Below are 14,010 nucleotides of genomic sequence, written 5' to 3' on the forward strand. Positions count from 1 at the left end.
GTCATCGCCAACCCCGATTAGCCGACCGGGTGAGCCTGCGGGGCCGGTCGATCGGTGGGGATTCGACCTGCCCCGCGATGACCCGAAACGGTGCCTACCGGTGGCCCTCGGGACGCTTGTCCCCCCCCGCGTCCCTCCTAGGTCGGCCGCACTCGCCACGGCGCGCGGACCTCGAGTCGGCCGAAGCTCCCCTGCTCGCGGCGGTGGTCACCTCCGCTCGTGCGCGTCGCCGACCGGTTCGCAGGCTGACACCGGCCATCGCCGCGCTCGCCTGGGCGATGTCCGACGCGGCCCTCCGAGCGGTCGCGGTCCTGGTCGCGGCGACCCCGTGTCCGCCGCTGCCGGACTGCGCGCACCCGTGGCCGAGGCGGTCCTCCAGTAGTTCATCGACCTCGCGGTGGCCCTGTCCGTGCTGCTGCCCGGCCGTGTCCACATTGTCAGGCTGTCGCCGGAGGATCTGGTGGCCAAGCGGCGGTTGCACACACCGAGCACCAGGCGATGAGCCCGTTGATCGAGCGGAGCGGGGAAGAGGAGAGCGACTTCAGCCTGGTCCCTCTTCCCGTGCCCGCGGGATCGCGGTCCCGAGCTCGGGTCAGGCGGCTGTGAGTTGCCCCGCGAGCATAGCGATGCCCATGACTGCCACGAACCACCCGAACCCGCGCCGCAGGAGGGCCGGATCGATCCGACCGGCAAGGCCGCTTCCCACCAGGCTTCCTGCGATCGCCACCGCAGTCATGGCGAGCGTGAGCGGCCAGTCGATCGCAGTCGCGTGCAGGTATCCGGCCAGTCCCGCGAAGGACTTCGCGCCGATGACCAGCAGCGAGGTACCGATCGCCGCCGACATCGGCAGCCCTCCCAGCAGCACCAGCGCCGGTACGACGAGAAATCCGCCGCCGGCCCCTACCAACCCGGTGACGAGTCCGACCGCCATGCCTTCGGCAAGGATCCGCGCGATCGGTCGGCGGGCTGGTGCGACCTCGGGATCGGGATCGGTCCGGCGGCGGATCATCGCGACGGCGGTCAGCACCGTCATCACTGCGAAGCCTCCGAGCAGAACCTGACCGGGGACGTACTCGGCGATCCGGCCGCCGGAGTAGGCCCCGACCATGCCCGCCGCCCCGAACAGCAGTCCGGTCCGCCACCGCACGCGTCCGGCGCGAGCGTGGACGCCTATCGCGGCCAACGATGTGGCGCCGACAATGAACAGCGACATCGCGATCGCTGCTTTCGCCTCGACACCGGCGAGGTAGACCAGCGCGGGGACGGTGAGGATCGAGCCGCCGCCGCCGAGCAGACCCAGCAGGATGCCAATGGCGACGGCGGCCACCAGCGCGGCAACGAGTGCGGCGCTCACTCAGGGGCCTTCGACAGTCGGCGCAGTGAGTCTTCGACCGAAGGCGCGCCGGAACGATTGAACGGCAGTTTCGCCAGCAGTGCCCCCAGGAGGCAGGATCCGCTCAGACCGGCGAACGTGAGACCCGCGCCGACGATCCCGGCGAGGACCAGAATCGGAGTCCAGAGCAGGCTCGCAAGTATCGAGACCGTCACCAGTGTCCCTGCCGCCAGCCGGACCTGCCGTTCGAGGTCCCAGCGGCCATTCCCGGAGACGACCGGCCCATCGACCGCGGTCCAAGCGACCATGCCGCCCTCAAGCACCGCGGTGCCCGGCAGCCCGGCCGCGGCGAGTGTGGTCTGGCACTGGGAGGCGCGGCGGCCGCTATGGCAGACCAGGATCATGTGGCCGCCCGCGTCGGCGACGATGCGCTGCAAGTGGGCGTCGACCTGATCGAGCGGGAGGTTGATCGCTCCGGGGATGTGCGTCCCCGCGAATTCGGCGGCGGTTCGGACGTCGACGACGAGCGTGTCGGGTTCGGCAGTGATCAGTTCACGGGCCGAGACCGGATCGATGGAAGTCATTTCGCTCCTTCGAGTGCGGCGGCGAGGTCGGGGATGCCGGCTCCGGTGAGCACGATCGGCCGGTAGCCCTCGCGATGCAACAGGCCCGCTGCGATGGCGGCCCGGCGGCCCGACCCGCACGCGACCAGCACCGGCCGGCTCGAGTCGAGCGCTTCGGGAACCCCCGCGGTGAACAGATCCGGCAGGAAACGCCGGGCGGCGCCCGGGACTGCTGCTTGCTCGTACTCGGATGGCATGCGCACGTCGAGCAGCTGGGCGTCCGGTTCGCGCAGCCGGCGCAGGAAGTCCTGCAGGCCCAAGACCTCGAAGGTGGCCGTGGCGGCACTGCCGAGATCGGTGACCGCGCCCACCACGTTGTCGAGGCCGATCTGGGCGAGCTGCGTGACCGCCTCGGCCAGGTCCTGGTCGGCTTCGGCGACCAGGACCAGCGGTGCGCCTCGGGGAGTGAGCCATCCGGTCCACGACCCGAGATCCTCGCCGAACTCGATGAGCACCGAACCGGGCACGAACCCCGCCGCCATAGCCCGGCGGTCCCGGAGGTCGACGATCACGGCATCCTCGGGCAGGCCGTCCAGGTCGGACGATCGCATCGTCGGGGGAGCGGTCGGCGGCATCGGCGGGACGCCGAGAGTGTTGGCCGGACCCATATACCGGTAGAAGGCCGGGATCGGAGCCGGTGCGGCCATGAGACGCTCGGCGAACTCGTCGGCCGTCTGCAGTGAGAGCAGCGGGTTCGACTCGCATTCTTCTCCGATGGTCGAAGTCGTGCGCAACGCGCCGGTGGTGGTGCAGAACGAACCTGCCCCGTGCGTGGGCAGCAATGCGACGTCCGACGGCAGGTCGGCGAGGCGCTGGACGGATCCGTGCTGGAGCCTGGCGAGGCTCTCGGCGCGCTCGGGACCGAGGAGGTCGGGGCGTCCTGCCGCCGCCACGAGCAGGCTTCCGCCGGAGAACACCGCCTTGGGCTCGCCGTCGATGAGCACGAGGTAGCTCGTGTGCTCAGGGGTATGGCCAGGGGTGTGGATCGGTCGCAGCCTCAAGCCGGAGTCGGTCTTGATGTCCTCCATGTGGAACGCGGGTGTGTGGCGGTAGGCGGGAGCCGCTGCGGCCGGGACCACGAGTTCGGCGCCCGAGCGCAGAGCGGCCTGCTCACCGCCGGAGACGTAGTCGTTGTGCAAGTGGGTCTCCAGGACGAAGCGCAACTCGACGTCGCGCTGCTCCGCCTCGCGCAGGAACCGGTCGATGTCGCGCTGCGGGTCGACGAGGACACCGGTGCCGTCATGGACGAGCAGATAGCTGGTGTCCCCGAGCCCTGGGGTCGGGAAGGAGATGATCTCCATGGATTCCTCTCGAGTTCTCATTCATACCCCGGGGGGTATAATAGATTGACAAATTGGCGCTGAAAGCCAGGCGTATCAGGCGGCGGTGCCGAAGGCGAGGCGGCCGCCGGCACGGCTCCAGGCGGCGGTGCCGCCTGCTACCGAAACCGCGTCGCGCCCGATGTGGCGTAGCAGGTCGGCGGCGACCATGCTGCGGTTGCCGCTGGCGCACACGACGTGGAGCCGCCCGGCGGGAAGTTCGTCGAGCGCGTTGTGAAGGCGCCCCAGCGGGAACGACAGTGCGCCGGGCACATGGCCTGCGGCGTACTCTGATGGCTCGCGGACATCGACGACGGGTTCACCGCGCCCGTGGGCGGCGCGGAAGCGGTGCAGTGGTTCTTCGATCGGCACAGCTAAATCCCTTCTATACCCCAGGGGGTATCTGATCTCGAAAAATATGCGCCCGGCGTACGCCGGGCGCACCATGTCAGGCCAGGGCCATGAACATGCGTTCCAGGTCCTGCTCCGTCAGCGGCTCCTGTTCGCCGTTTTCAGCGGCTCGGCGGCACTCCCGCAGGCCCGAGGCCACGAGCTTGAAGCCGGCCCGGTCGATCGCCTTCGACACCGCGGCCAGTTGTGTCAGCACCTTCTGGCAGTCGTCCCCGTCCTCGATCATGTCGACCACCGCCGCCAATTGCCCCTGGGCCCGCTTGAGCCGGTTGAGGGCATCGCCCGCCAGCGCTTCGTTCATCTGCATTGGCCCAACATACCCCCAGGGGTATATTCGCGTCTACTGTTGTGCGATGGGTCACTGACCGGTGGCGCTGCCGTCCCTGAACCATCCGGCGCACGGGTTCCCGCCGATGCCTCCCGAACTCATTAGATCGCGCGTCCATCGGTGAGGTCGCGGACGGCTCCAGTGGAGATGTCGACCCTCTCTGGGGATGAGAAAGACACCAGTCACAGCATCCGGCAGCGCGCCCGGCGCGACTACACTCGACCCCGCCCCGTCGGACGACGGAGCCGGACCTACCTTGAGGGACAACGCATGGCAACCATCCACGCCACCACCATGACCCCCACCAAGCTGGAACTGCTCACCGACTGGCTGCCGAAGCAGCCCTGGTACGCGGGCGGGGGAGCACCGGAACTGCACAAGGGCGGCGGCTTCCGCCTGGACGACCCCGAAGGCGAAGTCGGCATCGAGATCCAGGTCGTGGTCGACTCCGCCGGGCCCGAACCCGTCGCCTACCTGGCGCCTATGGGCTACCGCGGCGCGCCGATCGAAGGCGCCCCCGCCGAGGCGCTCGTCGGGACCTCCGAGCACGGGGTGCTCGGCACCCGGTGGATCTACGACGGCGCCCACGACCCGGTGGTCACGGCGCAACTGCTCGCCCTCCTGCGCGGCGAGGCCGAACCCCAGCACCAGTCCCAGAGCGACACCCCCGACCCGACCGTCACCGTCCACGGCACCGGCGGCGGGACCGACCTCCGATACAACCGCGTCCTGCGCCCGGAGGAGGGCACGCCGACCTCGGCCCATGTCGTCGCCGGATGGACCTGGCCGGACGGGACGGCCGAGCGAGGGGTGTTCTTCTCGCTCGCCCCTCAGTAGGTGGCGCGGCCACCGGTCAGGTCGTACACGGCGCCGGTGGAGAAGCTGACCCTCTCCGAGGCCAGGAACGACACCAGCTCGGCCGCCTCCTCGGGGCGGCCGACCCGCTTCATCGGGATCAGGCTCGTGATGTGCGCCAGCACCTCCGGGGCGGTGTCGGCGTTCATCGGCGTGGCGAACACGGCCGGTGCGATCGCGTTGACCAGGACCCCGCTGGTGGCCAACTCCTTGCCCGCCGACTTGGTGAGCGCGATGACCGCGGCCTTCGACGCCGAGTAGATCGACAGGTTCGGGTTCCCGTCCTTGCCGGCGATGCTCGCGAAGTTGACCACCCGGCCCCAGCCGCGCTCGGTCATGCCGGGCACGAAGGCGCGCATGGTGTTCACCGTGCCGACCACGTTGACGTCCAGCACCTGCCGCCACTGCTCGGGCTCGGTCTCCACCAGCGGCGCGTTCGGTCCGATGACTCCGGCCGAGTTGACCAGCACGTCGACCGGCCCGACCTCCTCGGCTATGCGCTCCAACGCCGCCGCGTCGGTGACGTCGGCATTGAGGTCGGCCCCGTCGAGGTCGAGCGTGGTCACCTTGAGGCCGTCGGCGCGCAGCCGTGCTGCGGCGGCCGCGCCGAGGCCGCTGGCGCCTCCGGTGACGACGGCGGTCCTGGCGGTTCCGGCGGCCATGGCATCGCTCCTGTTCGGATCGTTCTGAGGCTCAGTGGGATTCACGGCTCACCTCCGAACCGGACGAGCCGACCAGGAAGTCGAGGTCGGCGCCGCGGTCGGCCTGGTTGACGTGATCGATATAGAGCCGCTCCCAACCCCGCTTCGGCGCGGCGTAGCCGTCGAGCGTGGCCTGGTTCGGGGTGCGGGCCGCGAGCTCGTCTCGGGGAACGTCGAGTTCGATGCGGCGCGCGGCCACGTCGAGGCTGATGACGTCGCCGGTCCGCACCAGCGACAGCGGTCCTCCGGCGGCGGCCTCGGGGGAGACGTGGAGGACCACGGTGCCGTAGGCCGTGCCGCTCATGCGCCCGTCGCACACCCGCACCATGTCACGCACGCCCTGGGCCAGAAGCTTCTTCGGCAGCGGCATGTTCGAGACCTCCGGCATCCCCGGGTAGCCCTTGGGGCCGCAGCCGCGCAGCACCAGCACCGAGTCGGCGTCCACATCCAGGTCGGGGTCATCGATGCGGGCCCGGAAGTCCTCGATGGAGTCGAAGACCACCGCCCGGCCGCGGTGCTGGAGCAGGTGCTCCGAAGCCGCGGCGGGCTTGATGACCGCGCCGTCGGGGGCGAGATTGCCGCGCAGGACGGCGATGCCGCCCTCGGCGACCAGCGGCTTCTCGCGGATGCGGATGACCTCGCGGTCCCAGATCTCGGCCTCGTCGAGGTAGTCGGTCAGCGGCCGCCCGGTCACCGTCGCCGCCTCGGAGTCGAGCAGGTCGCGGACCTCCCGCAGGACCGCGTGGAACCCTCCGGCTCGGTGCAGGTCCTCCATGAGGAAGCGCCCGGCCGGCTGGAGGTCGGCCAGCGCCGGGACGCGGGAGCCGATCCGGTCGAAGTCGTCCAGCGTCAGCTCGATCCCCAGCCGCCCGGCGATGGCCAGCAGGTGCACGACGGCGTTGGTCGAGCCGCCGATCGCCGCCAAGGCCACGATCGCGTTCCGGAACGACCCCTCGGTCAGGAACGTCGAGGGCGTACGGCCCGAAGCGACCATCTCCACCGCCAGCCTGCCGGTGCCGTGCGCGGCCTCCAGCAGGCGGCTGTCCGGGGCCGGAGTCCCCGCCAAGCCCGGCACGACCATCCCCAGGGCCTCGGCTACCAGGGCCATCGTCGAGGCCGTGCCCATTGTGTTGCAGTGCCCCCGGCTGCGGATCATCGCCGACTCGGACTTCACGAACTGCTCCTGCGTGAGCGTCCCTGCCCGCACCTCCTCCGACAGCTTCCACACGCCGGTGCCGCAGCCGAGCAGCTCGCCGCGGAAGGTGCCGTTGAGCATCGGCCCGCCGGGGACGACCACCGCCGGCAGGTCCACCGAGGCCGCCGCCATCAGCAGCGCCGGAATGGTCTTGTCGCAGCCGCCGAGGAGTACCACGCCGTCGATCGGGTTGGCCCGCAGCATCTCCTCGGTCTCCATCGCCGCCAGGTTGCGCCACAGCATCGCGGTGGGCCGCACCTGCGTCTCGCCCAGCGACATCACCGGCAGCTCCAGAGGGATGCCGCCGGCCTCGTGCACGCCGTCGCGGACCGACCGGGCGACTTCGGACAGGTGCCGGTTGCACGGGCTGAGGTCCGAGGCGGTGTTGGCGATGGCGATCTGCGGACGCCCGTCGAAGGCGTCGCCCGGCACACCGCGCCGCATCCAGGCCCGGTGGATATAGGCGTTGCGGTCGGAACCGGCGTACCACTGGTCGCTGCGGAGGCTCACGAACCTCTCCTCCCGATAATCGGAACAATGGTCTAATCTATGGAACGTCATGAAGCATACGCAGGACTCCACGGAAACGGAAGCCCCCCGGGCCGCGCCTGAGGCGCGTCTGGTCGGCTCGGACCGGGTGCTCGCCGTGCTCAAAGAGGTCGCCCGCCACCCCGACGGGATCAGGCTCGACGAGCTGACCCGCGCCATGGCCAGCCCCAAGTCCACAGTGCACCGCGCGCTGGCCTCCCTGAGCCGGGCGGACCTGGTCGATCAGGACGAGCGGGGCCGCTACCTCCTCGGCGACGAGTTCCTGCGGATCGCCTTCGCCCACCACGAGGCGCGGCCCGACCACGTCCGCGTGCACCCGGTGCTGGAGGCCCTCGCCCGCCGCTTCGGCGAGACCGCCCACTACGCGGTGCTCGACGGCCGGGACGTCGTCTACCGGGCCAAGGCCGACCCTCCGTCCGGGGCCGCCCGCCTCACCTCGACCGTCGGCGGCCGCAACCCCGCGCACGCCACCGGCGTCGGCAAGCTCCTGCTGTCGCTGCGGCTGGACACGCTCGCGGCCGTCGAGGAGTGGATAGGCGCGGTGCCGCTGCGCCGCCGCACCCCGCGAACCCTGTGCACGGCAGCCGAGCTCCACCGCGACTTCGGGGCCACCCGCGAGCGCGGCTACGCCGTCGACGACCAGGAGAGCGAGACCGGCGTGTGCTGCATTGCGCTGCCGGTCTACACCGACTCGCCGAGCCTGCCCTCTGGCGCGGTCTCGGTCAGCGCCCTGACCTACCGGACCCCGCTGGAGCGGCTCGCCGCCTCAGTCGAGGAGATCCGCGAACTGCTCGGCCCCTTGGGAAAGGGCAACCGATGACCGCCCGGCCCTTCGGCGCCGCCGACGCGACCGGAGGGAGCCGCCGATGCGCGCGTTCGTCCTGACCGGACCCCGGGAGTACTCGATCGAGGAGGTCCCCGAACCGGAGGCCGCCCCCGGTGAGGCGGTGGTGGAGGTCGAGCGGGTCGGCGTGTGCGGCACCGACGTCGAGTTCTACACCGGCGGGATGCAGTACCTCCACGACGGGCATTCGTCGTACCCCATGCGGCTCGGCCACGAGTGGGCCGGGCGCGTGGCCGCCGTCGGTGAAGGGGTCGACCCGGCCTGGATCGGCCGCCGCGTCATGGGCGACACGATGCTCGGCGACGGCACCTGCCGCCGCTGCCGGCGCGGACTCCAGCACGTGTGCGAACGCCGCCAAGAGGTCGGCATCCGCGGCGGCAGGCACGGGGCCCTGGCCGAACGCCTCGCGGTCCCGGCCTCCTCGCTGCACGCCCTGCCCGAGGCGGTCGACGCCGCGCTCGGAGCCCTGGTGGAGCCGGGCGGCAACGCCCTGCGCGCCGTCCAGGGGGCCGACCCGGGCCCCGAAGACCGGGTCCTGGTGCTCGGGCCGGGCACCATCGGGCTGCTGACGGCCATGTTCGCCCGGGCGACCGGCGCCGAAGTGCACCTGATGGGCCTGACCGAGAGCTCGCCGGCCTTCGCCGCGAGCCTCGGTTTCGAACACACCTGGACCGAGGCGACCGTTCCCGACCTGCCCTTCGACGCGATCATCGACGCCTCAAACGCCGCCCACCTCCCCGAACTCGCGCTCGAACTGGTCGAACCGGGCGGCACGGTCGTCTATATCGGACTCGCCTCGGTCCCGAGCCGCATCGACACCCGCGCGCTCGTCCTCGCAGACGTGACCGCCGTGGGCGTCCTTTCGGCCTCGCCAGGCCTGGAGGCCACCATCGGCGCCTACGCCGAAGGCTCGGTCGACCCGCGCCCGCTCATCGCCGCCACCGTCGGCCTCGCCGGAGCCGGCCCGGTCCTGGCGGGCGAACGCCCGCCCGAGGCCGGACCGGGACCGAAGATCCACATCGACCCCCGCAGGATCTGAGGCCCGCACGGCCGACATCCGGGCCGCTCACCGGGTCTTCCACGGGAAGTTCGCGTCGCGGTACGTGTAGTGCCCGGTGATCATCGGCCCCACCGCCGGGCCGAGGAGCTGGCGGTGCGACTCGGAGAGCCGCCACTGCCCGTCCGACCGGTTCACCGGCGTCTGCGGCATGACCACCGACCGCATCGGCGGCTCGGCCGGCAGGCTCAGCGTGCCGGCCATCTCGGTCGCCGGTGAGATGTCGACCTTGAGCCCGCGGAAGGCCAACCCGCTCAACCTATTGGCGAACAAGCCGGACCCGGCCAGCGCGGCACCGACCGCGGCGGCGTAGACCGCCTCGGGACCGCCGCTCGGCACGACCGCGCCCACGACTCCGACCAGCGACGCCACCAGTCCCACCCCGATCACGGTGTACCGCGGCCACGGCGGCACCTCGGTACGCCGTTGGATCCCGCCCGCCTCGCCCTGCATCCCCTTCCCGACGGGACGCTCCGCGATCTTGGCGGTCCGCCGCCTGGGCCAGAACGACTTCGCGATCGCCCGGGCCCTGGGCTCGTCGGAATAGGCCAGCGCCAGCTCGGCCCACCTCCGCGGACCCCGCGTCCACCGCAGGCGAAGACCGTCGATCCGTCGGTACCGGAGCGTCAGCTCGGCCAGCATCAGGTACAGGTGCTTCATGGTCGAAAAGCTCGCCCGGTTCACTTTGTCATCGAGTGCCTTCTCCAGATACGAGTACGCGGTCGTGGGCAGGTAGAGGTCGGTGTGGTTGGCCGCGTAGACAACCGCCGAAAGCACGGTCGGATCGGTGGGGGCGGCGTCGAGCGCCCGGTCGATGTCGCCGACCCCTTCCTTGAGGAGCTTCCCGTCATGCCGCTCTTCGACGACCATCCTCAGCTTCGTGAGCCCGAGCACCGCCAGGAGCCGTGGGTCCGCCGCCGCCCATCGCTGACCCTCCTCGGTGGCCGCGAGCGCCGCCTCCAGCCTCCCCATGTGGTTGAGGACGACCGCCAGCTCCAGGTGGGCGCCGTGGACCCGGTGCTTCGTGATGGACGCGCGGAAGCACTCCTCGGCCTCCTTCCAGTCGCCGAGCTGGTAGCAGGCCCGCCCGGCGAGGATGAGCGACCGCTCCGAGTCGGCGGCGTCGATGTTCTGCTGCGCGAGGGCCCGCGCCCGATGGAGCAGCGTGTTGCCGAGGTCGTTGTCATGCGTCCGGTCGGCCTTGACCATGTACGCCTGAGCCAGGCCGTAGCGCGCCTCGTTCGCGCACATCCCGGTGGCCAGTGCCCGCCCGAACTCCTCGATCGCCTCGTCCGGGTTCTTGGCGCGCACCTCGTGCCAGCCTGAGCTGATGTATCCGAGGCTCTTGGCGTAGACGTCGGTTCGCTCGCGGAGGTCCCCGATGCGTTTCTTCGCCTCGTCCTCCAGGCCGACCCACGGGAGCGTCAGCGCCAGCTCGGCGAGCAGACCGGCATCCGCACGCTTGAACACCGCCTCCGGCGTCATGTCGTAGTCGTAGTGCCTCAGCGCCCGCTTGATCAGTTCGTGGCCGCGCTCGTACTCGCCGCGCAGGCGGCAGAAGAGGGCCGCGTTCTCGCCTACTGGCGGGTACAGCGGCAGCTCAAGGAGGCTGCGCTCCAGGTGTTCGAGCGCCTCCGAGGACTCGTTGAAGTCCTCCAGGCTCCGGGCCAGCGCCAGATGGGCCCTGCGACTGGCGGGGCAGTCCTCGACCAGTTCCCTGGCGAGCCTGAGCGCCCGGTCCAGATCTCCGGTGGCGCGGACGGCGCGGAGGTGCGCGTTGCGCATCCTGATCGGCTGCTGGCGTCGGCTCTCGAACAGGTCGAGCACCGCAGCGGAGGTCCGGATCGCCTCGTCGGGGCGACCGCGGAGCACATGGGTCTCGGCCGTCAGCAGCTCGACCATGAAATGCTCGCCGAACCTCCGCCCGGCGTCGGTGAGCAGCGCGAGCGAGTCGTCGAACCGCTGCTGGGCGTTCCACAGGTGCACCTGGCGCTGCAACGTCGAGATCGAGTAGGGATCGAAGTGCCTGGCCCGGGCGAGGTGGTAGTCCGCGAGGCTGTAGCCGTCGCGGTCGTCGACTCGATCCGCCGAGGATCCCGCCGGAGGGCGTTCGGGTCCGTAGGCGGCGGCGATCTCGGCGTACTCGGTGAGCAGTTCGAATTCTCCCTCCCAGCCGGGGAAGCCGGTCACCAGGTCACTCGCCTCCGCCAGCTCGAGGTGGAGACGCCAGAGGCCGGCGGCGGTGCCGATCGCGGTCGCGCACGTCTCGTGCCGCCCGAGTCGCTCGATGACCTCCCGGCAATTGGGCAGGTCCGCGCCGCACTGCGCGAATACGCTCGCGCTGAGCAGTTCGATGGACAGATCGCCGCGCTCCGGTCCGGCCGGACCGGAGGGCCCCCGCGAGTCTTCGAACTCGCGGCGGGCCCCCTTCATGACCTCCAGGGACTCCTTGTCGCGTCCGTGTCGCAGCAGCGCCTTGCAGTGCGCCTCGAGGATCTCGACGCTGTCGCGGCGCCGAGACCGCGCGAACTCGGCCTCGGCGATCGCGCTCTGGTGGTCCCGGCGCATCGACAGGCACCGCACCCGCATCGCGAGCGTGTTGACGTGGTTGGGCGCGAAGCGGATCGCCTCGTCGAGCAGGCCGAGCGCACGCTCGGTGTCGTGCTCGGCCAGGCACAGCTCCGCGTGCTCGCACCAGATGTCCGGATCGGGCCGCAGGATCAGCCTGGCGCGCTCGGCGTATTCGTGGGCCTCGGCGAACCGCAGTTGGAACCGCAGCGACCGCAGCAGTCCCTTCCATGCGCCGCTGGACCCGGGCCGGATCTTCAGGGCCTTCTGAAACTGTGCCTCGGCTCCCTTGAAGTCGTGGCGTTCGAGCAGCACCCATCCGTACTTGACCAGGAAGTAGGGGTTTCGAGGCGCCTGGTCCACGAAGCTGACGCAGCGGTCGGCGGCGGCGTCGGTCCGGCGGCGCCAACGAAGGCGTTCGACCGTCCAGGCCCACAGCGGGTCGCTCGAATGGCTCTTGAACTCCGGTCGGATGTCGCGGTGCCGCCAGTAGCCGGTGGCCCTGGCGATGCACTCGTCGGCGGCGTCGAAGTCGATCTGGGCGGCCCTCGCCAGTGCGCGCGCGACTTCGAACCAGTACCCGTAGAGCTCGTCGAGGCCCTCGACGGCGAAGTCCTCCTCGGGTATCCGGCGTTCCTCGAACTCCTTCTCGATCCGGGCGACCAGGGCCCAGTCGTGATTCCAGGTGGCGGCCCGGAGCCGCCCGGCCCAGCCGAGGCCGTAGACGGGGTTGTAGCGGGTGAGCTGCTGGAACAGTGCCTCCGAGTCATTGAAGTGGCCGTTCTGCGCCAGTCGCTCGGCGGTGATCGCGAGCGCGGGCGCGTCCACGGGGAACTCATCGAGGAGCTTGTGGGCCGATTCGACGCGTCGCTTCCGGTCGGGATCGGGAGCGAGCCGGTCGGCGTCCACGGCCACCCGCAGCTGGAGCGCCTCTGGATTGCGGGGCCGGTCTCCGAGGATTCCTTCCAGGGCCTCGGAGGCCTCATTGAGCATGCCGCGATCGGTCAGCATGCGGACGTACTCGATTCGCGGCGGCACGCTGTAGGGGTGCTCTCGGGTGAGGGCGAGGAGCCCTTGCTCGTCGTCGAGCTGGTGCAGGATCTCGCCCTTGGCCTGGATCAGATCCGCCGAGGAGCCCATGGCCGCTTCCGAGTCGTCGAGTCTGCCCGAGGCCTCGATTAACGCCTCCCTCTCGGTGCCGTCGAACAGGTTCATCACCCGCATGGCCAGTTCGACCTGGAACGGCGAGGAGTCGGCGACCATGGCCCGCGGCAGCGGATTCCTGTTCGACACCCACAGCGGCGCCTGCCGCGCCCGCTGCTTCAACTCGTCCATCTGCTCCCAGAGGGCGTTGGTGCGCAGCAGGTAGGCGTGCCAGCGCCAGACCCACGGGTAGTGGATGCCGGCGGGATTGAAGTCGGGTCGATCGGCGATCCAGTGAGCGCGGTCGAACAGCGCCAGGGCGGTCTCGACGTCGCCGATGCGGCCGAGCGCTCGGGCGCCGCTCACCAGGCGCCGGATCTGTCGAGTGGCCGCAGTCGGGCCCTCGGGCTCGTGCACGAGGTCGCCGACGCGTTGGATGAGCTTGTGGGTGGCGCGGTACCAGCCGAGGCGGATGAACAGGAACATGTACGTCGAGAAGACCGGCGCCCTGGAGTGCATCTGGTCCGCGTACGGACTCATGACCCGCAGTCCCTCGCGGAGCCGCCCGAAACTGGCCTGTGCGCGGGCGGCCGCGCAGGTGAGGAACGGGTCGGGGAGCGATCCGTCCGGGGCGGCGGCGAGCCGGCCCAGCGCGGTGTCGAGCACGGTGCGGAGCCGCTCGCTGTCACCGAGCCGGTCGAGCACCGCCAGCCGCTCCGAGAGCGGGATCGGGTCGGTGTCGGGAACGGACTCGATGAGCGGCAGGGCCTTGTCGAAGCGCTCGGTGTCGCGGCAGACGCGGAGGTATTCGAGGCGGCTCGCGGGATCCGCGAGGTCGATCTCGTCCTCGCGGTCCCACACCTCCTTGTACATGCAGAGGCCGCGCAGGATCTTGAGGAGTTCGGCATCCACCGGCTGACTCCGTTCGCTCGATTCGGGCGCCTGACGCCGCGGATCGGCCGAGGGTCGGCCGATCCTCCCCGTGCATCGGTGTCCGCTCCTCTATTGCAACCGAATCACTACGATCCGCGCAAGACCGAATCCGTTACTCGGACGGGTTTGCCCCTGGACTCGGCCGCAAATG

At 70.6% G+C, this 14,010-nt stretch carries 11 protein-coding genes; 3 read left to right on the forward strand and 8 right to left on the reverse strand.

The window, feature by feature from the left end; genetic code table 11:
• Window positions 1–592: 592 nt before the first annotated feature.
• The 5 genes from JFB92_RS05035 to JFB92_RS05055 all read right to left on the reverse strand — a co-directional run bounded on the left by JFB92_RS05035 (window position 593) and on the right by JFB92_RS05055 (window position 3,993).
• Entirely contained in the window at window positions 593–1,354 is a 762-nt protein-coding gene (locus JFB92_RS05035) for a sulfite exporter TauE/SafE family protein (protein WP_372451575.1), read from the reverse strand.
• Window positions 1,351–1,917, reverse strand: coding sequence for a rhodanese-like domain-containing protein (locus JFB92_RS05040; protein ID WP_199035510.1), 567 nt, complete (start codon window positions 1,915–1,917; stop codon window positions 1,351–1,353). Before JFB92_RS05040 ends, JFB92_RS05035 begins: the two co-directional genes overlap by 4 nt.
• A complete protein-coding gene (locus tag JFB92_RS05045; RefSeq protein ID WP_199035512.1) occupies window positions 1,914–3,257 on the reverse strand; it encodes an MBL fold metallo-hydrolase in 1,344 nt (447 codons plus the stop codon). The genes JFB92_RS05040 and JFB92_RS05045 overlap by 4 nt, the downstream gene beginning before the upstream one ends.
• 75 nt (window positions 3,258–3,332) lie before the next feature.
• Window positions 3,333–3,647 (reverse strand): rhodanese-like domain-containing protein, encoded by a 315-nt coding sequence (locus tag JFB92_RS05050; RefSeq protein ID WP_199035514.1) that lies wholly within the window; start codon window positions 3,645–3,647, stop codon window positions 3,333–3,335.
• A 76-nt stretch (window positions 3,648–3,723) separates the two neighbouring features.
• Window positions 3,724–3,993 (reverse strand): metal-sensitive transcriptional regulator, encoded by a 270-nt coding sequence (locus tag JFB92_RS05055; RefSeq protein WP_199035516.1) that lies wholly within the window; start codon window positions 3,991–3,993, stop codon window positions 3,724–3,726.
• A 291-nt stretch (window positions 3,994–4,284) separates the two neighbouring features.
• Here JFB92_RS05055 and JFB92_RS05060 point away from each other — a divergent pair, with 291 nt between their 5' ends.
• Window positions 4,285–4,851: a maltokinase N-terminal cap-like domain-containing protein gene (locus tag JFB92_RS05060; RefSeq protein WP_199035518.1), complete on the forward strand. Its 567-nt coding sequence runs from the start codon at window positions 4,285–4,287 to the stop codon at window positions 4,849–4,851.
• On the opposite strand, the gene JFB92_RS05065 is transcribed toward JFB92_RS05060, so the two are convergent.
• Entirely contained in the window at window positions 4,845–5,531 is a 687-nt protein-coding gene (locus JFB92_RS05065; protein WP_199035520.1) for an SDR family NAD(P)-dependent oxidoreductase, read from the reverse strand. The genes JFB92_RS05060 and JFB92_RS05065 overlap by 7 nt on opposite strands.
• Before the next feature lie 31 nt (window positions 5,532–5,562).
• Window positions 5,563–7,275 carry an IlvD/Edd family dehydratase gene (locus tag JFB92_RS05070; protein ID WP_307789024.1) on the reverse strand — a complete coding sequence of 571 codons (1,713 nt, stop codon included), beginning with the start codon at window positions 7,273–7,275 and terminating at the stop codon, window positions 5,563–5,565.
• 49 nt (window positions 7,276–7,324) lie between these two features.
• On the opposite strand from JFB92_RS05070, the gene JFB92_RS05075 reads away from it, so the two are divergent.
• Both JFB92_RS05075 and JFB92_RS05080 read left to right on the forward strand, forming a co-directional pair.
• The gene (locus tag JFB92_RS05075; protein ID WP_199035524.1) at window positions 7,325–8,134 is read left to right on the forward strand and encodes an IclR family transcriptional regulator; all 810 of its coding nucleotides are present in this window, start codon (window positions 7,325–7,327) and stop codon (window positions 8,132–8,134) included.
• Window positions 8,135–8,180: 46 nt separating this feature from the next.
• Window positions 8,181–9,197, forward strand: coding sequence for a zinc-dependent alcohol dehydrogenase (locus JFB92_RS05080; RefSeq protein WP_199035526.1), 1,017 nt, complete (start codon window positions 8,181–8,183; stop codon window positions 9,195–9,197).
• Between the two features lie 27 nt (window positions 9,198–9,224).
• Here JFB92_RS05080 and JFB92_RS05085 read toward each other — a convergent pair whose 3' ends face one another.
• The gene (locus tag JFB92_RS05085) at window positions 9,225–13,838 is read right to left on the reverse strand and encodes a tetratricopeptide repeat protein (protein WP_199035527.1); all 4,614 of its coding nucleotides are present in this window, start codon (window positions 13,836–13,838) and stop codon (window positions 9,225–9,227) included.
• Window positions 13,839–14,010: the final 172 nt, after the last annotated feature.

Source organism: Glycomyces salinus (assembly GCF_016428645.1).
Taxonomy (GTDB): domain Bacteria; phylum Actinomycetota; class Actinomycetes; order Mycobacteriales; family Micromonosporaceae; genus Glycomyces; species Glycomyces salinus.